26 protein-coding genes are annotated in these 26,449 nt (G+C 58.4%); 15 read left to right on the plus strand and 11 right to left on the minus strand.

Going from position 1 to position 26,449, the window contains the following annotated elements:
* Window positions 1-3 precede the first annotated feature (3 nt).
* Window positions 4-510, plus strand: coding sequence for a thiol peroxidase (tpx, locus tag ABLU96_RS24865; RefSeq protein WP_004850226.1), 507 nt, complete (start codon window positions 4-6; stop codon window positions 508-510).
* Between the two features lie 45 nt (window positions 511-555).
* Here the strand turns inward: tpx and ABLU96_RS24870 are convergent, their stop codons facing one another.
* The 9 genes from ABLU96_RS24870 to pspA form a co-directional block, all read right to left on the minus strand.
* Window positions 556-1,611, minus strand: a complete 1,056-nt coding sequence (locus ABLU96_RS24870; RefSeq protein WP_064406541.1) for an AbrB family transcriptional regulator — start codon at window positions 1,609-1,611, stop codon at window positions 556-558.
* Window positions 1,612-1,727: 116 nt separating this feature from the next.
* On the minus strand, window positions 1,728-3,269 hold the full coding sequence (gene tyrR, locus ABLU96_RS24875; RefSeq protein WP_004850219.1) for a transcriptional regulator TyrR: 1,542 nt from the start codon (window positions 3,267-3,269) through the stop codon (window positions 1,728-1,730).
* 285 nt (window positions 3,270-3,554) lie between these two features.
* Window positions 3,555-4,616, minus strand: a complete 1,062-nt coding sequence (locus ABLU96_RS24880) for a YcjF family protein (RefSeq protein ID WP_064358853.1) — start codon at window positions 4,614-4,616, stop codon at window positions 3,555-3,557.
* Complete coding sequence (locus tag ABLU96_RS24885; protein WP_014229029.1) at window positions 4,613-6,010, minus strand: YcjX family protein; 1,398 nt, start codon at window positions 6,008-6,010, stop codon at window positions 4,613-4,615. The genes ABLU96_RS24880 and ABLU96_RS24885 overlap by 4 nt, the downstream gene beginning before the upstream one ends.
* Before the next feature lie 88 nt (window positions 6,011-6,098).
* Entirely contained in the window at window positions 6,099-6,413 is a 315-nt protein-coding gene (gene pspE / locus ABLU96_RS24890; protein ID WP_014229028.1) for a thiosulfate sulfurtransferase PspE, read from the minus strand.
* A 33-nt stretch (window positions 6,414-6,446) separates the two neighbouring features.
* On the minus strand, window positions 6,447-6,677 hold the full coding sequence (pspD, locus tag ABLU96_RS24895; RefSeq protein WP_004101464.1) for a phage shock protein PspD: 231 nt from the start codon (window positions 6,675-6,677) through the stop codon (window positions 6,447-6,449).
* Between the two features lie 19 nt (window positions 6,678-6,696).
* Window positions 6,697-7,056, minus strand: a complete 360-nt coding sequence (gene pspC / locus ABLU96_RS24900; protein WP_025106993.1) for an envelope stress response membrane protein PspC — start codon at window positions 7,054-7,056, stop codon at window positions 6,697-6,699.
* A complete protein-coding gene (gene pspB / locus ABLU96_RS24905) occupies window positions 7,056-7,280 on the minus strand; it encodes an envelope stress response membrane protein PspB (protein WP_004101459.1) in 225 nt (74 codons plus the stop codon). The genes pspC and pspB overlap by 1 nt, the downstream gene beginning before the upstream one ends.
* Before the next feature lie 50 nt (window positions 7,281-7,330).
* Complete coding sequence (gene pspA / locus ABLU96_RS24910; protein WP_004121203.1) at window positions 7,331-7,999, minus strand: phage shock protein PspA; 669 nt, start codon at window positions 7,997-7,999, stop codon at window positions 7,331-7,333.
* A 152-nt stretch (window positions 8,000-8,151) separates the two neighbouring features.
* Here pspA and pspF point away from each other — a divergent pair, with 152 nt between their 5' ends.
* A complete protein-coding gene (pspF, locus tag ABLU96_RS24915) occupies window positions 8,152-9,141 on the plus strand; it encodes a phage shock protein operon transcriptional activator (RefSeq protein ID WP_014838225.1) in 990 nt (329 codons plus the stop codon).
* Here the strand turns inward: pspF and ABLU96_RS24920 are convergent.
* Both ABLU96_RS24920 and ABLU96_RS24925 read right to left on the minus strand, forming a co-directional pair.
* Entirely contained in the window at window positions 9,132-10,523 is a 1,392-nt protein-coding gene (locus tag ABLU96_RS24920) for an MFS transporter (protein ID WP_048261857.1), read from the minus strand. The two genes, pspF and ABLU96_RS24920, sit on opposite strands and share 10 nt — an antisense overlap.
* 25 nt (window positions 10,524-10,548) lie before the next feature.
* Window positions 10,549-11,718, minus strand: coding sequence for a M20 aminoacylase family protein (locus tag ABLU96_RS24925; protein WP_048261855.1), 1,170 nt, complete (start codon window positions 11,716-11,718; stop codon window positions 10,549-10,551).
* 169 nt (window positions 11,719-11,887) lie between these two features.
* Here ABLU96_RS24925 and ABLU96_RS24930 point away from each other — a divergent pair, with 169 nt between their 5' ends.
* The 13 genes from ABLU96_RS24930 (at window position 11,888) to osmB (ending at window position 26,355) form a co-directional block, all read left to right on the plus strand.
* Window positions 11,888-14,194: a helix-turn-helix domain-containing protein gene (locus ABLU96_RS24930; RefSeq protein ID WP_064406538.1), complete on the plus strand. Its 2,307-nt coding sequence runs from the start codon at window positions 11,888-11,890 to the stop codon at window positions 14,192-14,194.
* Window positions 14,195-14,364: 170 nt separating this feature from the next.
* Window positions 14,365-14,649: a hypothetical protein gene (locus ABLU96_RS24935; protein WP_004850195.1), complete on the plus strand. Its 285-nt coding sequence runs from the start codon at window positions 14,365-14,367 to the stop codon at window positions 14,647-14,649.
* 363 nt (window positions 14,650-15,012) lie between these two features.
* Window positions 15,013-16,656: an ABC transporter substrate-binding protein SapA gene (gene sapA, locus ABLU96_RS24940; RefSeq protein ID WP_048261852.1), complete on the plus strand. Its 1,644-nt coding sequence runs from the start codon at window positions 15,013-15,015 to the stop codon at window positions 16,654-16,656.
* Window positions 16,653-17,618 (plus strand): putrescine export ABC transporter permease SapB, encoded by a 966-nt coding sequence (gene sapB / locus ABLU96_RS24945; RefSeq protein ID WP_014229022.1) that lies wholly within the window; start codon window positions 16,653-16,655, stop codon window positions 17,616-17,618. Before sapA ends, sapB begins: the two co-directional genes overlap by 4 nt.
* Window positions 17,605-18,495 (plus strand): putrescine export ABC transporter permease SapC, encoded by an 891-nt coding sequence (gene sapC / locus ABLU96_RS24950; protein ID WP_004139490.1) that lies wholly within the window; start codon window positions 17,605-17,607, stop codon window positions 18,493-18,495. The genes sapB and sapC overlap by 14 nt, the downstream gene beginning before the upstream one ends.
* Window positions 18,495-19,487, plus strand: a complete 993-nt coding sequence (gene sapD, locus ABLU96_RS24955; protein ID WP_064405411.1) for a putrescine export ABC transporter ATP-binding protein SapD — start codon at window positions 18,495-18,497, stop codon at window positions 19,485-19,487. Before sapC ends, sapD begins: the two co-directional genes overlap by 1 nt.
* A 1-nt stretch (window position 19,488) precedes the next feature.
* Window positions 19,489-20,298, plus strand: coding sequence for a putrescine export ABC transporter ATP-binding protein SapF (gene sapF, locus ABLU96_RS24960; RefSeq protein WP_004850180.1), 810 nt, complete (start codon window positions 19,489-19,491; stop codon window positions 20,296-20,298).
* A gap of 237 nt (window positions 20,299-20,535) precedes the next feature.
* Window positions 20,536-21,324 carry an enoyl-ACP reductase FabI gene (fabI, locus tag ABLU96_RS24965; protein WP_004121225.1) on the plus strand — a complete coding sequence of 263 codons (789 nt, stop codon included), beginning with the start codon at window positions 20,536-20,538 and terminating at the stop codon, window positions 21,322-21,324.
* Between the two features lie 182 nt (window positions 21,325-21,506).
* Window positions 21,507-22,664, plus strand: coding sequence for a CMD domain-containing protein (locus tag ABLU96_RS24970; RefSeq protein ID WP_348862883.1), 1,158 nt, complete (start codon window positions 21,507-21,509; stop codon window positions 22,662-22,664).
* Between the two features lie 81 nt (window positions 22,665-22,745).
* Entirely contained in the window at window positions 22,746-24,680 is a 1,935-nt protein-coding gene (locus tag ABLU96_RS24975; RefSeq protein WP_014229019.1) for an exoribonuclease II, read from the plus strand.
* A 176-nt stretch (window positions 24,681-24,856) separates the two neighbouring features.
* Complete coding sequence (locus ABLU96_RS24980; protein ID WP_004121231.1) at window positions 24,857-25,039, plus strand: hypothetical protein; 183 nt, start codon at window positions 24,857-24,859, stop codon at window positions 25,037-25,039.
* A gap of 70 nt (window positions 25,040-25,109) precedes the next feature.
* Window positions 25,110-25,859: a DNA-binding transcriptional regulator YciT gene (locus tag ABLU96_RS24985; protein WP_014229018.1), complete on the plus strand. Its 750-nt coding sequence runs from the start codon at window positions 25,110-25,112 to the stop codon at window positions 25,857-25,859.
* 277 nt (window positions 25,860-26,136) lie between these two features.
* A complete protein-coding gene (gene osmB / locus ABLU96_RS24990; protein WP_004139496.1) occupies window positions 26,137-26,355 on the plus strand; it encodes an osmotically-inducible lipoprotein OsmB in 219 nt (72 codons plus the stop codon).
* The last annotated feature ends 94 nt before the right edge of the window (window positions 26,356-26,449 follow it).

Raw genomic sequence — 26,449 nt, forward strand, 5'->3', positions numbered from 1 at the left:
ACCATGTCACAAACCGTGCATTTCCAGGGCAACCCCGTTTCTGTTCAAGGCACCATTCCGCAGGCAGGCGCTAAAGCGCAGCCGTTTACGCTGGTGGCCAAAGATCTCTCTGACGTCGCGCTGAGCCAGTTCGCCGGCTCCCGTAAAGTGCTGAACATTTTCCCAAGCATCGATACCGGCGTTTGCGCGGCATCGGTACGTAAATTTAACCAGCTGGCGTCTGAACTGGACAACACCGTCGTGCTGTGCATTTCCGCTGACCTGCCGTTCGCGCAGTCTCGCTTCTGCGGCGCTGAAGGCCTGAACAACGTTGTCACTCTGTCTACCCTGCGCGGCGCGCAGTTCCTGGCCGACTACGGCGTCGCTATCTCCGCGGGCCCGCTGGCCGGTCTGGCGGCGCGTGCTGTGGTCGTCATTGATGAAAATGACCAGGTTGTTTACAGCCAGCTGGTGAATGAAATCACCGAAGAGCCGGACTACGACGCAGCCCTGGCCGCGCTGAAAGCATAATATCCCCGCCAGGTAATATAAGCCCTCGTTAAACGGGGGCTTTTTTTATTCCCGCGCCGCATAGCGGGAGATGAAGCGCGCAATCGCCGGGCCGGTCAATAAGATAGTGAACAGGCGCAGCGTCTGCATTGCCATAATAAACGACATATCCGCCCGCGTACCGGCGGCGATAATCGCCACCGTGTCCAGTCCGCCCGGACTGGTTGCCAGATAGGCGGTCATAAAGTCCAGCGGCAAAACCTGCGTCAGCCCATAAGCCATCAGCGCGCACAGCAGGATCAGGCCGATAATCGATGCCAGGATCTGCGGCAGGGTTTTCAGCGCCAGCAGGAAAATCTGTTTATTAAACTTTAGACCAACGCTCCAGCCGACGGCGGCATAGGCCAGCGCCAGCAGCCATTCGGGAAGTTCGAGCAGCAGCCAGCCTTCTCCCTGCACCAGCGCGCCAATCAGCATCGGGAAGAGCATCGCCCCGGAAGGAAAGCGCAGCCGCAGCCCAAGCCACCCCGCCGCCGCCGTCAACAGAAGCGTAAGCGGCAGCTGCCGGCTGATCGGCGGAAACCAGGCGACCTGCTGAGTCATCTCCTGCGCTTCACCGCCGAGCGCGACGCGCACCACCAGCGCCGCGGCGCCGGCAACAAACAGCACCCGCAAATACTGCATCAGCGCGACCAGCCGGACATCGGCGCCGTACTCCTGGGCCATAATCACCATCGCCGAGGCGCCGCCCGGCGAACTCCCCCACGCCCCGGTGGCGCCGGGCAGGTCGCTGTAGCGCACCAGCAGCCATCCCGCCAGCGCGCTGATAGCGAGCGTGGAAAAGAGAATCAGCAGCACCAGCGCCCAGTTTGCCAGCAGAACGCCGAAAATGGAGGGCGTCAGGCTGCGGGCAATCATGCAGCCGATAATCGCCTGGGCGGCAATAAAAAAGGGACGGGGTACGCGAATTGCCGCACCGCGCAGGCTCAGGCTGATGCCAGCAATCATCGGCCCCAGCAGCAGCGCGGCGGGAAGGTGAAACCAGAACAGCACAAAAGAGATCGCGCTGGAGAGCGCCAGCAGTTTCATCCATTGAAAAAAATGACTACGCCAGATCCGCATGCGTATGCCTGCCATAAAGAGGGTAAAAACGCAGTATATACCGATTCATTTGACGCCAGTCCCCCTCCCTTTTCTGGAAATGCCGGCCGGCGGCGCAGGCAGCCGGCCGACGGGCATTACTCATCGCCCTTTTTCTGGCTCAGACCATATTCGCGCAGCTTGTTGGCGATAGCGGTATGCGAGACGCCAAGACGCTTGGCCAGCTTACGCGTGCTGGGGAAGCTGCGATAAAGCTGGGTGAGCACCGAGCGTTCGAAACGGCGGGTAATATCATCCAGCGAGCCTTCCATCGCTTCTTCGCCTACCGCCAGCGAGGAGACGTCGTGATCCGGCAGCAGAATATCCTGAGGGCGCAGCTCGAAACCGTCCAGCTGCGTCAGCGCGCGATAGATCGCATTTTTGAGCTGGCGCACGTTGCCCGGCCAGCTGTAGCGCATCAAAACGCTGTTCAAATCAGCGGAGAGTTTCGGCCGCGGGATGCCCTGCTCATCGGCAAAACGCGCCACGAACAGCTCGGTCAGCGGCATGATGTCCTGCGGGCAATCGCGCAGCGGCGGCAGATACAGGGTCAGGACGTTAAGACGATAGTAGAGGTCCTCGCGGAACAGCCCTTTTTGCACCAGCTCCACCAGGTTTTTCTGGGTAGCGCAGATCACCCGGACATCAACGTGGACTTCATGATCTTCACCAACGCGGCGGAAAGTTCCATCGTTGAGGAAGCGCAGCAGCTTGGTCTGCATGCGCGGCGACATTTCGCCAATTTCATCCAGCAAAACCGAGCCGCCGTTAGCCTGCTCGAAGAAGCCTTTCTTGCCCTGAACGGCGTCGCCGAACAGCTCGCTCTCCACCGCGTCTTCCGGGATGGAGCCGCAGTTCAGCGCCAGATAAGGTTTCCCCGCGCGCGGGCTGGCCAGATGGCAGGCGTGGGCCAGCAAATCTTTCCCTGTGCCGGTATCACCGACGATCAGCAGCGGCGCGCTGAGCATGGCCAGCTTACGGGCCTGCTCGACAACGTGGCGCATTTTCGGGCCTACGGCGAGGATCTGGCTAAAGGCGCTGGTGTCCTGAATGGTCATCGTTTGCAGCTGGCGCCCCATACGGACCGTTGAACGCAGCATCGCTACCGCGCCGGTCAGTACCTTCTCGCCGTGTTCGCCTTCGAGATAAACCGGGGTGATCTCCAGCAGGAAGTTCTGCCCGTTGACCACCACGTGCTCGGCGTGGGACTCCTGCGGACTGTTTTCCAGCCAGCGCTGGACGTTAAAATCGGTAATCAGCTGCGCGACCGGGTGGCTGCGCAGCTTCTCCTGGCTCTGGCCAAACAGCTGGCAGCTGGCCGGGTTAGCCAGTTCGACTTTTCCTTTGGTGTCGAGAGACAGCACCGGCTCAGGCATCGCCACCAGCAGCGCGCTGAGCGCCAGATGTTCGCGCTCTGACGGCATCCACGCCACGGTGCGCACGTCGGTGACGCCGGCGATACGACGAATTTCCGCCATCAGGCTGCTGAAGCTGGCGAAATCCAGCTCGGCGAAGTTGAGATAAATTCGGCCAATAGGGTCAATATCGATGCCCCGCAGGTCGATACCGCGCAGCACCAGTAAATCGAGCAATTCACGAGTCAGACCAAGACGGTCTTCACAAAAGACTTCAAGACGCATAGGCGTTTTCACCCTAAAGAGGCCAATAACCGATGAATGATAGGACAGTTATTTGCTGGCGTGAAGATAGCTGTCAACAATTATTGACAGTATGGCGGAAAAATGGCCTTTCTGCCGTAAAGTTATGCGCTCAGAGGAAAAATGACGATGAGAGAAGCGGCTATCATCGCTTCTGCTTTTCTCCCCGGCTTGCGCTGCGCGTAGCCGGGCTACAGGTTACAGCCTTCTGTGAAACGGTAGCCCGGCTAAGGCGTTCACGCCGCAAGCCGGGAATGCTTAAGCGACTTATTTTTCCGCGCCGCTTTTGCTCTTCTGCAACGTCTCTTTTAGCTGGCCGATCAGCTCGCGGCGAAAATCCCCCAGCCGCGGTTTATCGTCGGCGATCCACGGCAGCGGACGGCACAGCTCCATCGCCTTAATACCCAGCCGCGCCGTCAGCAGACCGGCGCCAATTCCCTGCGCCGCGCGCGCCGATAGCCTGGCCGCGAGATCCTGCGACATCCAGTCCATCCCGACTTCCCGCACCAGCTCGCTGGCGCCGGCAAAAGCGATATTCAGCAGCACCAGGCGGAACAGGCGCAGGCGGCTGTAGTAGCCCAGTTCAATACCGTACAGAGTGGCGATGCGGTTGATCAGACGTAAATTACGCCAGGCGATAAACGCCATATCCACCAGCGCCAGCGGGCTGACGGCAATCATCAGCGTCGATTCCGCCGCCGAACGGCTAATCTCACGCCGCGCCTGCGCATCCAGTACCGGCTGCACGATCTGCGCGTACAGGCTCACCACTTCACGATCGTTCTGCGTTTCATGGATCGCCGCATACCAGCGCTGCAGCGCCGGGTGCGAGTGATCCAGCCCCGCCTGCTGGGCCAGCTTTTCGCAAAAGGCGCGCCCTTTGCCGACCGCATGGCTGTGCATCAGGTCCCGCGCCTCATCGCGCTCGTGGGCGCGCTGGCGTAGCCGCCACAGCCGGCGCCATTCGGTCGCCACCGAACCGACGCCCGCCCCGACGATCAGCGCGCCGGCAGCGCAGCCGCCGAGGGCGATCCAGTCCTGCGTTTGCCAGGCGGTCATCGTCCACTGCACGCCCTGCGCCACGACGCTGACGCCAAAAATAGCCAGCCCGGCGCTGACCATCTTTCGCCACAGGCTGCGCTTAGGTCGCAGCACCGATTCCACCGCCGCTTCCGCCGCGCCCTCTTCTTCTTCCGGCGCGTCGAGCCGCGCTGGAGCGAACTTCTCCGCATCGGCGCCGTCAAAAGCGCGCGCGGATTTCAGAATTTGCGCCTTTTCCACCTCCAGCGGGCCATCGAAATCGATACGCGGTTTTAAAGGTTCGGTCATCGCAATTTATCTCCGATCAAAAATTCCAGCGCCGCGTCGAGGCGAATATGCGGCAGAGGTTTATCAACGTCCATCACCTGCGGGCGAAAGTTTTCAAACTGAAAGCCCTGCTGCTCCCAGAAGGCCTGGCCCGGCAGGCGCGCGGGCACTTCGCCGGGATAGACGGTCAGCGGCTGTCCGTCGCTTAGCCGATGCCCCCGCAGCGCAGGGATCTTCTCGCCGTTCACCTCGATAAGGCCGCTCTGCGTCGCCTGAATCGACGCCAGCCCCAGACAATCCATGCTGATGCCTTCAAACGCCGCGTTCTGCCAGGCATCCTGAATCAGCTGCTGCAACAGCGACACCATATTGCTGTGCTGATCGACGGTGACGTGATCGGCTTTGGTCGCGGCAAACAGCAGCTTATCGATAACCGGTGAGAACAGGCGACGAAACAGCGTGCGCTGCCCGTAGTGGAAGCTTTGCATCAGCTGCGTCAGCGCGAGACGCATGTCGTTAAACGCCTGCGGCCCGCTATTAAGCGGCTGCAGGCAATCTACCAGCACGATCTGCCGATCGAAGCGCAAGAAATGATCTTTGTAGAAGCCCTTCACCACTTTCTCGCAGTAGTATTTAAAACGCTCGCGCAGCATTCCGGCATTGGTCTGTTTGTCCGCCTGCGCCAGCTTAGCTTCACCGGCGGCATCAACGTCCGGCCAGGGAAAGAACTGCAGCGCCGGCGCGCCGGCCATTTCGCCGGGCAGCACAAAGCGCCCCGGCTGAATGAAGTGCATCCCTTCGCGCTTACAGGTATGCAGATAGTCGGTCCACGCCGCGGCGATCTCCGCCAGACGGGTTTCATCGGCGGGCGCCAGCGGATCCAGTCCTTCGCATAGCTGCCGCCAGCGCGCTGACCACTCCGCCCTCTGCCCCTGCAGTAATCCGGTCATCTGCCGTGACCAGGTCAGATAGTCCTGGGCCAGCATTGGCAGATCCAGCAGCCACTCGCCGGGATAGTCGACAATCTCCAGGTAGAGGGTCGAGGTCTCTTTAAAATGGCGCAGCAGCGAATCGTTGGAGCGATAGCGCAGAGCGAGGCGGATTTCGCTGACGCCGCGGGTGGGCGTTGGCCAGACCGGCGGCTGACCGTACAGCTGGGCCAGCCCTTCGTCATAGGTAAAACGCGGAATGCCGAAATCCCGCTGCGGGACGCGCTTGACGCCCAGCAGGCGTTCTTCACGCGCTGCGCTGAGCAGCGGCAGCCGCGCCCCGGCGTGAATATTGAGCAGTTGATTTACCAGCGCGGTGATAAAGGCGGTCTTGCCGCTGCGGCTAAGGCCGGTGACGGCCAGGCGAAGATGCCGGTCAACCCCACGATTCACCAGCGCATTAAATTCTGTTTTGAGTCGCTTCATCGCCATCCTGTTGAGCCTGAAGAACGAGGGAAATAGACATGAGGGCTAATCATAAAGTGCAATAGCCCCGCTGCGACGGGGCGGAAGATTATTTGCTGGCGCTTTTCGGCCTGGCGATCTGACTGAGGCCGCCGGCATTCACCACCTGCGTGTAGCCCATTTCGCTCAGCATCTGCTGAGCCTGGCCAGATTGCCGGCCAACGTTGCAATAGACGTGAATGGTATCGTTTTTATCCGGTACTTCAGCCGCAATCCGCGTTTTTAAATCCGCCAGCGGGATATTCACCGCCCCGTCGACGTGTTCTTTTTGATACTGCTGCGGAACGCGGACGTCAATCCAGTGCTCCGCCGCGAAGACGGGTAAGGCCATGGCCAGCGCTAAACCCAGAAGCAGTTTTCGCATTTTATCATCCTGATAGAGTGAGTTTTTAGGCACTCATAACATACGCCATCCGCGACGTTTAGAAAACCGCTGCGCCGCCCGGCTGAGCATCGGTTCCAGAACAAGCATCAGCAGCATTTTCAGCGGCCGACGCGCGACGGATTTTACCGCCCAGCCTGCGACGCCCGCCGGGCCGTAGCGCAGCGCGGTGAGCAGCACCAGCTTGCCTGCGATTTTCAGACCCGGTTTGACTTTTTGCCCGGCCTGCTGCCATTTCATGTTCATTATTAACCTCAACTTTCAGTTATAGCTGGCGAAAACGACTGCGTAGCGAAAAGGTGTCGGAAGTGACGTAGCGTTCCATTTCACGCAGACGACGCTCCCCTGTTGCCAGCTCCTTATCCGCGGCGGCCAATAGCTCTCCGCTGCTCGGCGTTTTTTCACCATACAGCTCGCTTTCCGGCATAGGATCCAGCGCAAACGAGAGAATGATGTAGGCCACCACCACAAACAGGAACAGGCCAAAAATCATTGCCAGTACGGTAATCAGGCGCACCAGCTTAACCGGCACGTCCAGATACTGCGCGATGCCGGCGCAAACCCCTTTCACCATGCCCTGCTGCGGAATGCGCCACAGTTTTTTACTCAGATCCAGTCCGCTCATTATTTCTCTCTCCAGTTCGGATGCTCAGCGTCAAGAATCGCCTCCAGCGCCTGAATACGCTCGCGCATACGCTTCGCGTCATCGGTCAGCTGCAGCAGGCGCTGCTGTTCGTTCTGCGATAGGCTGCCGCTGGCGGTGCGGTTGTTGTAATGCAGCCAGAGCCAGACCGGCAAAACAAACAGCACAAACAACGTCAAAGGGATGGCGAGAAAAAGCATGCTCATGTGAACTCCTTGCTGATGGCGGCGGCACGTCTTGGTGCCGCCCGAAGATATTACTGGTTATTTTGATTCATTTTGGCTTTCAACGCCGCCAGCTGCTCGCTGATTTCATCGTCCGCTTTCAGATCGGCGAACTGCTGATCCAGCGATTTATCTTTACCGAAGCGGTGGCTTTCGGCTTCGGCTTCCATATGATCGATGCGGCGTTCAAACGATTCAAAACGCGCCATCGCCTCGTCAATCTTACCGCTGTCCAGCTGACGGCGAACGTCGCGGGAGGAGCTTGCAGCCTGATGACGCAGCATCAGCGCCTGCTGACGGGCGCGGGTTTCGCTGAGTTTGTTTTCCAGCTCGCCAATCTCTTTTTTCATCCGCGCCAGCGTTTCATCAACCAGCTGCGCTTCGTTTTCCAGGCTGCCGATAAGGTCGGTCAGCTTCTGCTTTTCGATCAGCGCCGCACGGGCCAGATCCTCTTTCTCTTTACGCAGCGCCAGTTCGGCTTTTTCCTGCCATTCCGCCTGCTGGGCAACGGCCTGTTCAATACGACGGCTCAGCTGTTTCTTTTCAGCCAACGCCCGCGCCGAGGTCGAACGGACTTCAACCAGCGTGTCTTCCATCTCCTGGATCATCAGCCGAACCAGCTTCTGCGGATCTTCCGCTTTCTCCAGCAGAGAGTTAATGTTGGCGTTCACGATGTCGGCAAAACGAGAAAAAATACCCATAATTTCAATCCTCATAGTTCTGGTATCAGGCACCGGCCTGTGCCATGACTAATACAAATGCCGTGCCAAGTTTTTATCTTATTGATTTTAATGGAAGTGGTTGTTATCCGGCCAGCGCATTGCTAAAGTGACCTGGTGAATCACACTACTAAATGGCGAAATTCATCATGGCGGATTACAAGGACAACCTGCTCGGCGAGGCCAATAGCTTTCTTGAGGTGCTGGAGCAGGTCTCAAGACTGGCGCCGCTCGATAAACCGGTGCTGGTGATTGGCGAGCGCGGAACCGGCAAGGAGCTGATTGCCAGCCGTCTGCACTTCCTCTCTTCCCGCTGGCAGGGGCCGTTTATCTCCCTGAACTGCGCGGCGCTCAATGAAAATCTGCTCGATTCGGAGCTGTTCGGGCATGAGGCCGGCGCCTTTACGGGGGCCAGTAAACGTCACCCGGGGCGCTTCGAGCGCGCCGACGGCGGTACCCTGTTTCTCGATGAGCTGGCCACCGCGCCGATGCTGGTACAGGAAAAACTGCTGCGCGTGATTGAGTATGGCGAACTGGAGCGCGTCGGCGGCAGCCAGCCGCTGCAGGTTAACGTCCGCCTGGTGTGCGCGACCAACGCCGATCTGCCGCAAATGGTGGAAGATGGGCTCTTTCGCGCCGACCTTCTCGACCGTCTGGCCTTTGATGTGGTGCAGCTGCCGCCGCTGCGCGAGCGCCAGAGCGACATCATGCTGCTCGCCACCCAGTTTGCTATCCAGATGTGCCGCGAGCTCGGACTGCCGCTGTTTCCCGGCTTTAGCGAACGCGCCGCCATGACGCTGCAGAACTACCGCTGGCCGGGGAATATCCGTGAATTAAAAAACGTGGTTGAACGCTCGGTCTACCGCCACGGCAGCAGCGAGCGCGAGCTGGATAATATTATTATTAACCCCTTCCGCCAGCAGCACGCGGCAACGCCCGTCGAAGTGGAGAAGACGCCTGGCCCCACGCTGCCGCTCGATTTGCGCGCTTTCCAGCAGGAGCAAGAAAAAAGCCTGCTCGAGAGAAGCCTCGAACAGGCGAAGTACAATCAAAAGCAGGCGGCCGAACTGCTGGGGCTAACCTACCACCAGCTGCGGGCGCTGCTGAAAAAACATCAGCTTTGACCTGTACGCGGAAGCAGCAGCGCGCTCACCGCCATTGAACCCAGGCAGAGCGCGGCGTTAAACCACAGCGCATACTGCGCCGCGCTGGCCATGCCGAGCGGTAAAAACAGCGCAAAAAGTGACGCTGTCACCGCAATACCCATCGCTCCGCCGAGCGAACTGCCCATCTTATAGATCCCCGAGGCCACGCCTACCTTATTCTCAGGAGCGTTAACCACCGCGGTGTCCGTTGACGGGGTGGCGTAGCAGCCCAGGCCGAAGCCAAACAGCACGTTGCTGAAAAAGACCGTGACGATATAGGTCGATTTATCGAGGAAGGTGCAGGAGATAAGAAGAATACCGACCGCGGTAAAGACCGGGCCGCTCATCATCGGCAAACGCGCGCCGTAGCGTTGCAGCAGCTTCTCGCCCACCCGAATCATCGCCAGCACGGTAACCAGATAGCCGAGCGTCATCATTCCGCTCTCCAGCGGGCTCAGATGATGCCCCTGCTGGAGCCAGATGCTGGCAATCATCATCGTACCGATGGCGCCGTTGAGCATAAAGTTCGACAACACCGCGGCGCTGAAGGCCCGATTGCGAAACAGCGCGAAATCAATCAGCGCCGCGTCGCCCTTACGCTGGCCGCTGCGGATAAAAAACAGCCCCGATGCCAGCGCGCCGGCCAGCATCGCCAGCGAGGTTGCGCTGGTCCAGCCCCAGCCGTGGCCTTTGCTGATAAACAGATTTAGCAGCACCAGCGCAAGGATCAGGCTGAGCAGGCCGCTGATGTCCAGCTTATGCTGCTGCGCGCTGGCGCTGCGGCTTTCCGGCGTACCGCGCAGCAAAAACAGCGCCGCCAGCGCTACCGCGATGGAGAAAACAAAGATCCAGCGCCAGCCCAGACCGGTGGCGATCGCCCCGCCGACAAACGAGCACAGACCGCTGCCGCCCCACGAGCCGATGACCCAGAAGCTGACCGCCCGCTGGCGCGCTTTGCCTTCATACCAGGTTTTAATTAACGCCAGCGTCGCCGGCATTATGCAGGCGGCCGACAGCCCCTGTAAAACGCGCCCGGCCAGGAACAGCGCGGGTCCCTGAGAGAGCACCAGCATTGCGCTACCGACAATGCTGAGGATCAGGCCCAGGGTAGTCATGCGCATGCGGCCGAATTTATCCGCCAGCCCGCCGCTGGCGACCACGAAGCAGCCGCTGAATAAGGCGCTCAGGCTCACCGCCAGGGTCAGGGTTTCCAGCGAAATATCGAGGCTGCTCTTCATCGCCGGAACCACGTTAATCACCGACTGGGCAAACAGCCAGAAGGTCAGAACGCTCAATACAATACCCGCCAGCAGACGATCGGTGCCGACGAACTGCGCTTCGCTTAGCGATACAGAACTCATAGCAGGGTCCTCTTCGTTGCGGACATTAACACAAATAGTGTTCCGTCAGGGCGCACCACAGCGCGGCGCCTTTCAGCAACAGCGCATCGTTGAAGTCGTATCCCGGGTTATGCACCATGCAGCGATCCGCTTCGTCCCCGGCCCCGATGGTGAAATAGCAGCCGTTCGGATTGCGCTCGAGCATAAAAGCAAAATCTTCGCTGCCCATAAACGGCTTCACCTCGCCGACCTGCGCCTCGCCAAACAGCGCGGTCGCCACCGTGCGGACCATCTCATTGGCAGCCGGATCGTTCCTTAAAACCGGGCTGCCGTTAACGTGGGTTAAGGCGGCGCTGGCGTTAAAGCTCTCGGCCTGAGCAACGGCGATATCGTGAATGCGCTGCAGGACGGTCTCGCGAACCTGTTCGTTTAAGGTGCGCACCGTGAGCTTCATTAACACCTTGTCGTTGATAATGTTCGGGGCGTGCCCGGCCTGAATGCTGCCCACGGTCACGACCGCTGGTTCAAACGGCGTGATGTTTCGGGAAACAATGGATTGCAGCGCCAGGGTGATATGACAGGCAACCAGCGTGGCGTCGACGGTATGCTCCGGTACCGCGCCGTGTCCGCCCACCCCTTTGACTTCAATATGGAGAGTGTCCGAGGAAGCCATCATCGCCCCATCGCGCAGGCCAATCCTGCCTAACGGCTGCCCCGGCATATTATGCAGGCCAAAAATGGCATCGCAGGGGAACTGGTCAAACAGGCCGTCTTCCAGCATGACCCGACCGCCGTAGAGCAACTCCTCGGCAGGCTGAAAAATAAGCTGCAGGGTGCCGTTAAACTGCCGGGTGCGCGCCAGATATTCCGCGGCGTACAATAGCGTGGTGGTATGGCCATCGTGGCCGCAGCCGTGAAAACGACCGTCGACCCGGCTGGCCCACGCTTTGCCGCTCATCTCCTGCATCGGCAGCGCGTCCATATCCGCCCGTAGCCCCAACCGTTTTTTACCCTCGCCGACGCGTAAAGTACCGACCACGCCGGTGCCCGCCAGACCGCGGTGAACCTGATAGCCCCATTCGCCGAGCAGGCGGGCAACCTCTTCGCTGGTTTTATGCTCTTCAAAACCAATTTCCGGCTGCTGATGGAAGCGGCGGCGAAGCGCGACAAACTGCGCCTCGTTAACCTGTAATGCCTCAATAATCGGGTGTGTCATTTTTATTATTCCTGTGTTGTGTTTGCACGACACTTTCGAGTTTATGCATCCCTGTTGGCTTTAAAATGCGATTTTTTGTTTTATAGTGACGGATTATTAATGAGTGTTTTTCATACAAAACGGTTATGACAAAAAATGACGTGCTGTTTTTTGTCTTCAGGAGGCGACGGTGGAGCATCATTCAGGCGACTTTCAGGTTGTGGTTCGCGATATCCGGCAGCTGAGCCAGCAGGAAAACGATGCTCTGACGCTGCTATGGCTGCTTGAGGGCAGCGTCGAACTCCGCGATGGCGAGACGGGTCGGTACCTGCAGGCCGATGAACTGGCGATAGTGAATCGTCATCGCCGCTGGAGCCTGCACAGCAAGACGGCGAACGTCGTGATGGCGCTGTCGCTGAACGCCGGATGGCTGACCCGCCTCGACGGCGATTTTTTTGCCTCCGCCTACCAGAGCAGCAGCGAAACCCGCGATGCCGAAGACACCCTGCGCTACCTGATGCGCCAGCTGCTGGTCCTCGGTCTGGTCAATCCGCAGGCCCACTACCGGCTGGAGGCCAACCGCTGGCTTAGCGAAATTGCTCTCCTGCTGGCGTCACGCTTCAGCCGTCCCCTCACCGCCCAGGCGCCTCGCGGAGCCGAACGCTGGAGCCAGCGAATTAACAGAGTGGTGGCGCGAATCGACGCCAACTATCAACGGCGCCTGTCGCTGCAGGAGATAGCCGCCGCGGAGTTTGTTTCTGAGGCCTGGCTCTCGCGTCTGTTCCGCAAAGAGGTGGGCGTCAGCTTTATGCAGTACATCACCGGGCTGCGCCTGCGCAAAGCCGCGGAGCAGCTGACGACGACGCGTCAATCGATACAGCAGATCGCTCAGCAGCAGGGCTTTGCCAGCAGCCGGGTGATGAGCGACCTGTTTAAACGCGAGCACGGCCTGACGCCGCGCCAGTTCCGCCAGCAGCACCCGCAGACGGCGGTCGAATCTCTCCGCCCGCACCCACAGCAGACCGAGCGATGGCAGCCGGTGTCAATCGATCGGCTGTACGCCCGGCTCAACGCGCCGCAAACCTACGGTCTGGATAGCCCGCCGCTGCGGCTCAGCCCCCAACAAACCCGCCATCTCGATGTTCGCGAACTCCCGGCGCGCGGCGCGCCGCTGCGTCACACCCGAATAGTGATTACCGTTCGCGAACTGGACGATCTGCTGCGCGAGGATGTCCGCCGCGAACTGGAACAGCTGCACGACGCGCTGCCGATATTCGCCATCGATATTCACGATCCGTTTCTCAGCAGCCGCCTGTTCGGCACCGGCTGGGACGATCCGCAAATGGCCGGGTATGCCTGCTGGTATAACCTGCAGCGCATTTTTAGCTGGCTGGCGACCCAGGGCTTGGCGGTGATACTGCATACCGGGCTCACCACCCGCGGCGACCTGCTGCAACGTTTCCTCTCTCTGTCCGCTAACCATTTTCCGCCGGCAACCCTCGCCAGCTGGCACTTCGTCTGGCACTGGTCCCCTCAGGCCAGCGACGAGGCCCGCCAGCACGCCTGGCGGCAACAAAAGGCGATCCTGCAGAGGCTATCGCCGCAGTCGGCGCTGGGGATCTGGCACCGTTTTCCTCAGCAGGTGGAGGACGATCCCCTTCTGCGTTCACCGCTGCTGGTCGAGGCGGATTTTCTGGCCTGCCAGGCCGATGCTAATGAACTGCTGGATCTCGCGCAGGTGGATAGCCAGAAACTGGCCGCCAGCGAAAACTATCCGGTACACAAATTGCGCAAACTTCATAGCGCGCTGCGCCAGCGGCAGCTCCTGCTGCCGCTTTGGCTGCTCTCGTGGAATACCCTCACCGGCGATACCCGCGATACCAACGGCCGTTTCTTTCGCGGCGCGCTGCTGATGGATAATCTGCTGGGACTGGCGGATCAGGTTTGGCTCGCGGGGTTCTGGCTGAATTCAGGGCTGCAGGGGGAAGCCCGCGCCAACGGCAAGCTGGATACTTCCAGCCTGGCGCTGCACTATCTCCACGGTCTACCGCGACCGGTCTACTGGGTGCTATGGCTGTGGCGCAGGCTGCGGGGCGAGGTGGTGATCAACGACAAGAACTTGCTGCTGCTGCGCCATAAAGGCCATTATCAGCTACTGCTGCGCAATACGGTGGTTTTCAATCCCTGGCTTTCCAGCGAGGAGGCGTTTATCCAGCGCTTTAGTCAGCCCTGGAGCGTGCGCCTGCTCGGCCTTGAAGGACGCTGGCGAATCAAACATCATCTGTTCGATCGGCACCATGGCGCGCTCTTCCCGCTGTTTGAGGCCTTTCGCAGCCAAAGCGGGCCTGACGATGAGGACTATCGCTGGCTGATGCACAGAGCGCGTCCAGCGCTGCGCGTCAGTGAAGAGACGCCGGATAGCGACCGCTGGCAGCTTGTCGATTCGCTGGAGAGCAATGCGCTGGCGCTTTATGAATTCACGCCGCTCGGCGATTGAAAAGTGACAGCGTCACTACCCTGCTTCTTTCTGCAAGCGGCCTGTGCCGTGAAAAATAGCTTTTGCTTGCGCGGCAGCCCGTTCGCATGGGGTTAAAAAATTGTAACTAGCAAGATATCCTCATGTGAACTATCATCAGCGCATCATGACTCAATGGACTGAAAATAAAGATGATTCCGGTTAATCCTTCAACGCTCGGCCGCTATGCGGCGCACGTCAGCCTGGTCCATACCATGAAAAGCCACCGCGCGCCGGCGCTCTCGGTCATGATGATCTTTTCGGACCTGCTTATCCGCTCAACCGAAGATGCATATCGTCAACAGGGCTGGACAATTACGCCGCAAAACAGCGGCCTGGTACTGCGTACTTATGTTGCCCACCATCACGATGGCGAAAAGCTGGAAATTAATCCCAAAGATTACATCGCCCGCTATAACCGACTCCTTCCCCTGTAGCGCCTCGACCGCCAGCCAGCCGTACAGCCACGGCTGGCTGGAGAAACCGCCAATAAAAAGATACCATGTGGCGGATATCGGGGCTTCGACGCAAATAAGCGCCATGCTCAATACCCATAGCTTCCTCAAGCCGTGCGGCAGATGAATCGAAAATACGCTTTGCTCAACCCCTCGCTTGCCTGATGACAAACGTCGGATGATTTACGAGGTATACTCGAAGTTAATAAGCAGTATGAATTTGAATCAGTTGGTCAAATAACCGACGCAGCCCTCGCTTATATTATCTCCATGAGCAATAAGGTGGTGGTAAATGTTATTTAATATTAATAAGATAGAGCCTTGCTCTATAATCAAAAAGAAACTATGCGCCTGAAATTGTCTTCTCTCCTGGCAGCGGTATGTATGCTGTACGGGCAAGCTTTTGCCGCGCCAGCGCTGCCTGCGCACGCGGATATTCGCGATAGCGGCTTCGTTTATTGCGTGAGCGGTCAGGTCAACACCTTCAACCCGCAAAAGGTCAGCAGCGGCCTGATTGTCGATACCCTGGCCGCCCAGCTCTATGACCGGTTGCTTGACGTCGACCCCTATACTTATCGCCTGGTTCCCGAACTGGCAGAAAGCTGGGAGGTGCTGGACAACGGCGCAACCTACCGCTTCCACCTGCGCAACAACGTGCCTTTTCAGACCACCGCCTGGTTCAAACCGACCCGTAATTTTAATGCCGATGACGTCATTTTCACCTTTGGCCGCATTTTTAATCGCGACCACCCGTGGCACAACGTTAACGGCAGCAGCTTTCCCTATTTCGATAGCTTACAGTTTGCCGACAGCGTGGAAAGCGTGCGTAAGCTGGATAGTCATACCGTCGAGTTTCGCCTCAAACGCCCGGACGCCTCGTTCCTGTGGCATCTGGCCACCCACTACGCCTCGGTGATGTCGGCAGAGTATGCCGCGAAGCTGGCGCAGAACGATCGCCAGGAACTGATCGACCGGCAACCGGTCGGCACCGGTCCGTTCCAGTTGGAGGAGTATCGCAGCGGTCAGTACATTCGCCTGCAGCGCCATCCGGCCTACTGGCGCGGTAAACCGCTGATGCCGCAGGTGGTGGTCGACCTCGGCTCCGGCGGCACCGGCCGCTTGTCAAAACTGCTGACCGGCGAGTGCGACGTGCTGGCCTGGCCCGCCGCAAGCCAGCTCTCTATTTTGCGTGACGACCCGCGTCTGCGCCTGACCCTGCGCCCGGGAATGAACATCGCCTGGCTGGCGTTTAACACCGCTAAGCCGCCGCTCGATAATCCTGAGGTGCGCCATGCGCTGGCGCTGGCCATCAATAATCAGCGCCTGATGCAGTCGATCTACTACGGCACCGCGGAAACCGCCGCGTCTATGCTGCCTCGCGCCTCCTGGGCCTACGATAACGACGCCAGGATCACCGAATATAACCCCGCGGAAGCCCGAGCCCGGCTGAAAGCCCTGGGGCTGGAAAATCTAACGCTTAAGCTGTGGGTGCCAACCAGCTCGCAGGCCTGGAACCCCAGCCCGCTGAAAACCGCCGAGCTTATTCAGGCGGATATGGCGCAAATTGGCGTGAAGGTGATTATTGTGCCGGTAGAAGGTCGCTTCCAGGAGGCCAGATTAATGGATATGAGTCATGACCTGACGCTGTCCGGCTGGGCAACGGACAGTAACGATCCGGACAGCTTTTTCCGTCCGCTTTTGAGCTGCGCGGCGATTACCTCACAAACCAACTATGCTCACTGGTGTCATCGCGAATTCGACGAGGTGCTGCAAAAGGCGCTCACTTCACAGCAGCTGGCCTCGCGCATTGAGGCCTATAAAGAGGCGCAGCGTATTCTTGCCAATGAACTGCCGGTGCTGCCGCTGGCCTCCTCCCTGCGTTTGCAGGCCTATCGTTACGACATGAAAGGCCTGGTGCTGAGCCCGTTTGGCAACGCCTCTTTCGCAGGCGTCTCGCGGGAAAAAGAAGACGAGGTGAAAAAACCATGATTATTTTTACTCTGCGTCGCCTGCTGCTGCTGCTGATTACCCTCTTCCTGCTGACCTTTGTCGGTTTTAGCCTGAGCTATTTTACGCCCCACGCGCCGCTGCAGGGCGCCTCGCTGTGGAACGCCTGGCTATTCTGGTTTGAGGGCGTGCTGCACTGGGATTTTGGCGTTTCCAGCATCAACGGTCAGCTGATTTCCGAGCAGCTTAAAGAGGTCTTTCCCGCCACCATGGAGCTCTGTATCCTCGCCTTCGGCTTCGCGCTGGTGATCGGGATCCCCGTCGGTATGCTGGCGGGCATTATGCGCAACAAATGGCAAGATACCCTGATCAGCGCCCTGGCGCTGCTGGGCTTTTCGATTCCCGTCTTCTGGCTGGCGCTGCTGCTGACCCTGTTTTTCTCCCTTACCCTGGGCTGGTTTCCGGTCTCCGGGCGCTTCGATCTGCTGTATGAAGTGAAATCGGTCACCGGCTTTGCGCTGATCGACGCATGGCTATCCGACTCCCCGTGGCGCCATGAAATGATCGTCAGCGCGGCGCGCCACATGGTGCTGCCGGTGCTAACCCTGGCGGTAGCGCCGACGACGGAAGTGATCCGTTTGATGCGTATCAGCACCAGCGAAGTATACGACACCAACTATGTCAAAGCCGCCGCCACCCGCGGCGTATCGCGGCGGACGATTTTACACCGCCACGTCCTGCACAACGCCCTGCCGCCGGTGATCCCGCGCCTGGGACTCCAGTTTTCCACCATGCTAACGCTGGCGATGATTACCGAAATGGTCTTTAGCTGGCCGGGGCTGGGCCGCTGGCTGATTAACGCGATTCGCCAACAGGACTACGCCGCGATTTCCGCGGGCGTGATGGTCATCGGCGCGCTGGTAATTATTGTGAACGTGATATCCGATATTCTGGGTGCTATGGCTAACCCACTGAAACATAAGGAATGGTATGCCCTACGATAGCGTCTATCTGGAGAAGCGCCCGCCGGGTGCGCTGCGCACCGTATGGCGAAAATTCTACGGCGATACGACCGCCATGATCGGCCTGTACGGCTGTGCGGCGCTGGCGCTGCTGTGCGTTTTCGGCGGCTGGTTCGCTCCTTACGGCATCGACCAGCAGTTTCTCGGCTACCAGCTGCTGCCGCCGTCCTGGTCGCGGTACGGCGAAGTGTCGTTCTTTCTCGGTACCGACGATCTCGGTCGCGACGTCCTGAGCCGCCTGCTGAGCGGCGCGGCGCCGACGGTCGGCGGCGCGTTTGTGGTGACGCTGGGCGCCGCCCTGCTGGGACTGGTGCTTGGCGTGATTGCCGGTTCTACCCACGGCCTGCGGTCTGCGGTGATGAACCATATTCTTGACACGCTGCTGTCGATCCCGTCGCTGCTGCTGGCCATTATCGTGGTCGCCTTCGCCGGGCCGCACCTCAGCCACGCGATGTTCGCCGTCTGGCTGGCGCTTCTGCCGCGGATGGTGCGTTCGGTCTACAGCATGGTGCATGACGAACTGGAAAAAGAGTACGTTATCGCCGCCCGCCTTGACGGGGCCTCGACGCTGAATATTTTATGGTTCGCGGTGCTGCCGAATATTACCTCAGGCCTGGTCACCGAGATCACCCGCGCGCTGTCGATGGCGATCCTGGATATCGCTGCGCTGGGCTTCCTCGATCTCGGCGCTCAACTGCCTTCCCCCGAATGGGGAGCGATGCTCGGCGACGCGCTGGAGCTGATTTACGTGGCGCCGTGGACGGTGATGCTGCCGGGTGCGGCAATCATGATAAGCGTCCTGCTGGTTAATCTGCTGGGCGACGGGATCCGCCGCGCCATCATCGCCGGGGTGGAATAATGCCATTACTCGACATCCGTAATTTAACCATTGAATTCAAGACCAACGAAGGCTGGGTGAAAGCCGTCGATCGCGTCAGCCTGACTCTCGCCGAGGGGGAAATACGCGGCCTCGTCGGGGAGTCCGGCTCCGGCAAAAGCTTAATAGCTAAAGCGATATGCGGCGTCACCAAGGACAACTGGCGGGTAACCGCCGACCGCATGCGCTTCGACGACATCGATCTGCTGCGTCTCTCGGTGCGCGAGCGGCGTAAGCTGGTGGGCCACAACGTCTCAATGATTTTTCAGGAGCCGCAATCCTGTCTCGACCCTTCCGAACGGATCGGCCAGCAATTAACGCAGAATATTCCCGGCTGGACCTTTAAAGGCCGCTGGTGGCAGCGTTTTGGCTGGCGCAAGCGGCGCGCCATTGAGCTCCTGCACCGCGTGGGGATCAAAGACCATAAAGATGCGATGCGCAGCTTCCCCTACGAGCTGACGGACGGAGAGTGCCAGAAGGTCATGATCGCCATCGCGCTGGCTAACCAGCCGCGGCTGCTGATCGCCGATGAGCCGACTAACGCCATGGAGCCGACAACGCAGGCGCAAATCATCCGCCTGCTGACGCGGCTGAACCAAAACAACAACACCACCATTTTGCTGATCAGTCATGATATGCAGATGCTCAGTAAATGGGCGGACAAAATCAACGTGATGTACTGCGGGCAGACGGTGGAAACCGCGCCGAGCGAAGAGCTGGTGACAATTCCGCACCATCCCTATACCCAGGCGCTGATTCGGGCGATTCCCGATTTCGGCAGCGCCATGCCGCACAAGAGTCGGCTCAACACCTTGCCGGGGGCGATCCCCTTGCTCGAACAGCTGCCCATCGGCTGCCGGCTCGGGCCGCGCTGCCCCTATGCCCAGCGCGAATGTATCGAAACGCCCCGGCTGGTGGGCGCCCGTAACCACCTCTATGCCTGTCATTTCCCGCTGAACATGGAGAAAGAGTGAAATGGTCGAAACATTGCTTGAAGTGCGCAATCTGAGTAAGACCTTTCGCTACCGCACCGGCTGGTTTCATCGGCAAACGGTGGAGGCGGTTAAGCCGTTAAGCTTTACCCTGCGCGAGCGCCAGACGCTGGCGATTATCGGCGAGAACGGCTCCGGCAAGTCAACGCTGGCAAAAATGCTCGCCGGAATGGTCGAGCCCAGCACCGGCGAACTGCTGATTGACGATCGCCCGCTGGCGTTTGGCGATTACTCTTTCCGCAGCCAGAAGATTCGCATGATCTTTCAGGATCCGTCGACCTCGCTCAATCCGCGGCAGCGTATTTCGCAAATCCTCGATTTTCCGCTGCGTCTGAACACTGACCTTGAACCCGAGGCGCGGCAGAAGCAGATTATCGAAACGTTGCGAATGGTTGGCCTGCTGCCGGACCACGTCAGCTACTACCCGCATATGCTGGCGCCGGGGCAGAAACAGCGTCTGGGCCTGGCGCGCGCGCTGATCCTGCGTCCGAAGGTCATCGTCTGCGATGAAGCGCTGGCGTCGCTGGATATGTCAATGCGCTCGCAACTGATAAACCTGATGCTGGAGCTGCAGGAAAAACAGGGTATCTCCTACATATACGTGACTCAGCATCTGGGCATGATGAAGCACATCAGCGATCAGGTGCTGGTGATGCATCAGGGCGAAGTGGTCGAACGCGGCAGCACCGCCGACGTTCTGGCGTCTCCGCTGCACGAGCTGACAAAACGCCTGATTGCCGGCCATTTCGGCGAGGCGCTGACTGCCGATGCCTGGCGTAAAGACGGTAAATAAACCGAGGCGTAATTTGCACGGGGCTAGCGCCAGGTCGCCGTCATATCCGATGGTATACTCTTGTATACGCGGTAGCCAAAGCGCGATATGACGTGGCGAATGGCTGAAAAATATCGTGACACAAGGGGTCGTCAGTGGGATATAATTCCCGGCTAAATTTGAGTTATTTTGAAATAACAATGCTAACCAAATGATTGTTAAAGTAAAAATACGCAATAACGATAAGGATTAAAAGCTATGGGTTTTCTTTCCGGTAAGCGCATTCTGTTGACTGGCCTTGCCAGCAAACTGTCCATCGCCTACGGCATCGCGCAAGCCATGCACCGTGAAGGGGCTGAACTGGCGTTCACCTATCAGAACGAAAAACTGAAAGGTCGTGTGGAAGAATTTGCCGCCGCGCTGGGCTCTAATATCGTCCTGCCGTGCGATGTCGCGGAAGATGAGAGCATCGAGTCTCTGTTCACCGAGCTGGCAAAAGTGTGGCCGAAGTTCGACGGTTTCGTTCACTCTATCGGCTTTGCGCCGGCAGACCAGCTGGACGGCGACTACGTTAACGCGGTCACTCGTGAAGGTTTCAAAATTGCTCACGATATCAGCGCCTACAGCTTTGTGGCGATGGCGAAAGCCTGCCGCGGTATGCTGAACCCGGGCTCCGCCCTGCTGACGCTCTCCTACCTGGGCGCAGAGCGCGCCATCCCGAACTACAACGTGATGGGTCTGGCGAAAGCCTCTCTTGAAGCTAACGTGCGCTACATGGCGAACGCCATGGGCCCGGAAGGCGTTCGCGTTAACGCCATCTCTGCCGGTCCGATCCGTACCCTGGCGGCTTCCGGTATTAAAGATTTCCGTAAGATGCTGGCGCACTGCGAAGCGGTCACCCCGATCCGTCGCACCGTCACCACTGAAGACGTGGGCAACAGCGCAGCATTCCTGTGCTCCGACCTGTCTGCCGGCATCTCCGGCGAAGTCGTTCACGTTGACGGCGGCTTCAGCATCGCCGCCATGAACGAGCTGGAACTGAAATAAGTTCGTTACCCTCCTCGCGCCCGCGAGGAGGGGTATTTCCCCCGCGCTTTCCTTCTGTTATTCCAATCCGCTATTTGTTAGCACGGATCAATATTTTCTCCCGCTCCAGGGTTAAGCCAGGATAGTTCCGCATAGCATGACCGCGAAACGGCGGTTTGCCACATACCGAACAAGGAACGCCCATGGAGCAACGCCGCGTTAACGGCAAAAACCACTGGTATCATGAGACCCAGTCAACAATCTGCCCGGTGGATGTATTGCCGCTCGTCCCTGAAGCCGCCCATGTCGAAGATCGTTTTCTACTCGATCTGACTCTCCCCCGGGAGCTGCTCGAGGCGCATGCGCGCTGGCTTACGCCGGCCCGTCGGCTGGCAGATGCCCTCTTTCCCGCGTCAGTGACGGTTAACCGTCTACAGACATTTAGCGCCTATGACCGGCTAAGTACGGCGCTGACCGTCGCCCAGGTTTATGGCGTACAGCGCCTGTGTAATCACTACGCCGCTCGCCTGGCGCCGCTTCCCGGCCCGGACTCCTCGCGTGAGAGCAACCGTCGTCTGGCGCAAATTACCCAGTATGCGCGTCAGCTCGCGAGCTCTCCTTCGCTGATCAACGCGCTCGCCCGCAGCCAGCTGGACGAAGTCGGCCTGACCAGTCGCGATATTATCCTTATCAATCAGATTATTGGCTTTATCAGCTTCCAGGCCCGCGCTATCGCCGCCTTCCATGCCGCGCTGGATTACCCGGTGCGCTGGATCCCCGGCATGCCGCAGCAGGAAGATGCCCCGGAAGCGCTTTTCGTCACGAGGGAGAGTGACTGGCAGCCTGGACTTGACGACGCAGACTTACGCTATGCCGACGATGAGCGCCAGTCTCTTTTAGCGAACTGGCGAAAACATCCGGGCCTGTTTGAACTGGCCCCGCTGCTGGCGGCTCAGGAACCTCCTCTGGCTCTGCTGGAACAGCTCCTGACCCACCTCAGCGATCGGCAACCGTTCGCCGCGCAGGTGGCACTGATCGCTGCGCGAATTAATGGCAGCATCAGTTGCTTTAACGCGTGGGCCTCGCGATGTCCAGATTTAGCCGATCTCACGGACGCTTTGCGTGGTAATGAATCCGGCGTCCAGCCATGGGGAGACAACCCGTCAATGGAACGCCAGCTTCTACAATCCGTACAGCTTTTGACCCGCGCGCCCGACCGTTTCAGCGCCGCCCAGCTAACTCCCCTCACTGATTACGGGCTTTCCCGTAGCGCGGCTATCGATCTACTCGCCTGGTGCGGGCTGTGCGGTTGGATGAATCGGCTGAAAATCGCCCTCGGGAATGTACGTCAGGAGACGTAAAATGCTGAAACAGCGCTTGCTGCGGCAGGCATATTCGCGTAAAAATGTCAGCCGCTCTTTTAGCCACGAAAATACGAAATTATGTTTCAGGACAACCCGCTGCTAGCGCAGCTTAAACAGCAACTGCATTCCCAGACTCCGCGCGTTGAAGGGGTCGTTAAGGGGACGGAAAAAGGATTTGGCTTCCTCGAAGTCGACTCGCAGAAAAGCTATTTCATTCCGCCGCCGCAAATGAAAAAAGTGATGCATGGCGATCGTATTATCGCCGTGGTCAATACTGAAAAGGAACGCGAAAGCGCTGAGCCTGAAGAACTGGTTGAGCCGTTCCTGACGCGTTTTGTCGGCAAAGTTCATAAGAAAGACGATCGTCTTTCCATCGTTCCTGACCATCCGCTGCTGAAAGATGCCATTCCTTGCCGCGCCGCGCGCGGCGTAGAGCATGATTTTAAAGAGGGTGACTGGGCCGTTGCCGAAATGCGCCGTCATCCGCTGAAAGGCGACCGCGGTTTCTACGCTGAGCTCACCCAGTACATTACCTACGGCGACGATCATTTCGTTCCATGGTGGGTCACCCTGGCGCGTCATAATCTGGAAAAAGAAGCGCCGGACGGCGTGGCGACCGAGATGCTTGATGAAGGTCTGGAACGCCGTGATTTAACGGCCCTGGCTTTCGTGACCATCGACAGCGCCAGCACCGAAGATATGGACGATGCGCTGTACGTTGAGCAAACCGCTGACGGCAAGCTGCATCTGACCGTCGCTATCGCCGATCCGACCGCGTGGATTGCCGAAGGCAGCAAGCTGGACAACGCGGCGAAAATTCGCGCCTTTACTAACTATCTGCCGGGCTTCAACATTCCGATGCTGCCGCGCGAGCTCTCGGACGACCTCTGCTCTCTGCGCCCCAACGAGGTTCGCCCGGTTCTGGCCTGCCGCATGATCCTCGCGGATGACGGCGCCATCGAAGATGATATTCAGTTCTTCGCGGCGACCATCGAGTCGAAAGCGAAGCTGGCCTACGATGATGTTTCCGACTGGCTGGAAAATAACGGTGGCTGGCAGCCGGGAAGCGAGACTATCGCCCAGCAAATTAAGCTGCTGCAGGAGGCCTGCCTGCGTCGTAGCGAATGGCGTAAAAACCACGCGCTGGTATTCAAGGACCGCCCGGATTACCGCTTTGTGCTTGGCGACAAGGGTGAAGTGCTGGATATCGTCGCCGAACCGCGTCGTATCGCCAACCGCATCGTTGAAGAGTCAATGATTGCCGCCAACATCTGTGCCGCCCGCGTGCTGCGCGACAAACTCGGTTTCGGCGTTTATAACGTCCACACCGGTTTCGATCCGGCCAACACCGAGCAGCTCGCGGCCTTACTGAAGACTCACGATGTGCACGTTGACCCGGTGGAAGTGCTGACGCTGGAAGGCTTCTGCAAGCTGCGTCGCGAGCTGGACGCGCAGCCGTCTGGTTTCCTCGATAGCCGTATTCGTCGCTTCCAGTCGTTTGCGGAAATCAGCACCGAGCCGGGTCCGCACTTCGGCCTGGGTCTTGAGGCCTATGCGACCTGGACTTCCCCGATCCGTAAGTACGGCGATATGATTAACCATCGTCTGCTGAAAGCGATTATCAAAGGGGAAGCGATCTCCCGTCCGCAGGATGACGTTGCGATCCAAATGGCTGAACGCCGTCGCCTCAACCGCATGGCGGAGCGCGATGTTGGAGACTGGCTGTACGCCCGCTATCTGAATCCGCAGGCCGGCACCACTACCCGGTTTGCAGCTGAGATTATCGATGTCAGCCGCGGCGGCATGCGCGTGCGTCTGGTTGATAACGGCGCGGTTGCCTTTATCCCGGCGCCGTTCCTTCACGCCGTGCGCGATGAACTGGTGTGCAGCCAGGAAAACGGCACCGTGCAGATCAAAGGCGAAGTCGTCTACAAAGTCACGGATGTTATCGACGTCACGATTGCCGAAGTGCGCATGGAAACCCGTAGCGTGATTGCGCGTCCAGCCGCCTGATAGTTCACCTGTGCGGCTCCCTTATATGGAGCCGCATTTTAGCCCTTCCCGTTGTTTTTCTGCGCGTTGCCCACGAATCATTGTAGATGAGTTAGTTTGTGCGTTTTTTTCGCTTCTCTTTTTCATCCGTTTTTAGCATCATTGATTTTATTCACATTTGTAACCAGGATAACGCCATGTCAGATCTGAATGCCCGCCTGCTCGCCCAACGAATCGATACCGTGCTGGATATTCTGGTTGCCGGGGATTATCACTCCGCAATCCATAATCTGGAAATTCTGAAAGCTGAACTGCAGGCGCTTTCCAGCGACGAGCAGGAAAATAAACCCGGTCAGCCTAAAGCGCCGTGGGAAATTTGATAATCTTCATCGTCGCCATCGGCCATCCAGGGCCGATCGCGCCCAAATAGCCCTTAACTGCGAAGTTGCTATGAACGCCCGACAACAAAGTATTTTGCAAATGGTCATCGATAAAGGCCGTATGAGCGTGGCCGATCTCGCGAAGATGACCGGTGTCTCTGAAGTCACCATTCGCCAGGATCTGAATTCACTCGAGAAACAGAGCTACCTGCGGCGTACCCACGGCTTCGCCGTTCCGCTGGATAGTGAAGATGTGGAAACCCGCATGATGACCAACTTCGCCATTAAGCGAGAGCTGGCTGCGCGGGCCGCTACGCTCGTTTCGTCCGGGGAAACGGTGTTTATCGAAAACGGGAGCTGCAACGCCCTGCTCGCCCGTACGCTTGCCGAACGCGGCGATATCACTATCATCACCGTCAGCAGCTATATTGCGCATCTGCTGAAAGAGACGCCCGGAGAAGTCATCCTGCTGGGCGGGATCTATCAAAAGCGCAGTGAAAGCATGGTGGGTCCGCTAACCCGCCAGTTTATTCAGCAGGTCCACTTCAGCAAGGCCTTTATTGGCATTGACGGCTGGCAGGCTGAAACCGGATTTACCGGACGGGATATGATGCGTGCTGACGTGGTCAACGCGGTGCTTGAAAAGGGCTGTGAAGCGATTGTGCTGAGCGATAGCTCGAAATTCAACGTGGTTCATCCCTATCCGCTCGGCCCGATAGGGCGCTTCAACCGCATTATCACCGATGATAATCTCAATGATGCCGTGCGCAACCAGTTAACCCAGTGCGGTTTAGCCGTCGATATCGTTAACCATCCCTGATCCTTATTTCTGCCTTACCGCCGCTTTGCCGGGCTCTCCCCGGCATCGCCCTGGTCTGAGACTTTTCTGACACCTGAATTCAGACTTTTTACCTGCCTGAAAAATTTATAGAAAGTAGAATTAATGTTAGCGATATAACAGGAAGTAACTATCACCTGCGTGAATAGAGCAACACCTGCGCAACTAAAGCTTCATGGAATACCCCCCGGGCTGGCGTAACAAGCTATGCTTAAGGGAAGTTGTATCCATGAATAGATTATTCAGGAGAAAAAAAATGATGACTTCAATGAACAAAAAAATGGCCGCTGTGGTTCTGGCCGTCACTGTTGCAATGTCTCTGAGCGCTTGTTCTAACTGGTCTAAACGCGACCGTAACACCGCTATCGGCGCAGGTGCCGGTGCACTGGGCGGTGCGGTATTAACGGACGGCAGCACCCTGGGTACCCTCGGCGGCGCAGCAGTCGGCGGGATTATCGGCCACCAGGTGGGTAAATAATATTAACCACGAACAATAAAATGAAAGTTTATATTTGCTGACCAGTACACCAGCACAAAAATAAAGGCCACGATATTTATCGTGGCCTTATTAT

The sequence above is a fragment of the Klebsiella sp. CN_Kp106 genome (genome assembly GCF_040064575.1).
Classification (GTDB): domain Bacteria; phylum Pseudomonadota; class Gammaproteobacteria; order Enterobacterales; family Enterobacteriaceae; genus Klebsiella; species Klebsiella michiganensis.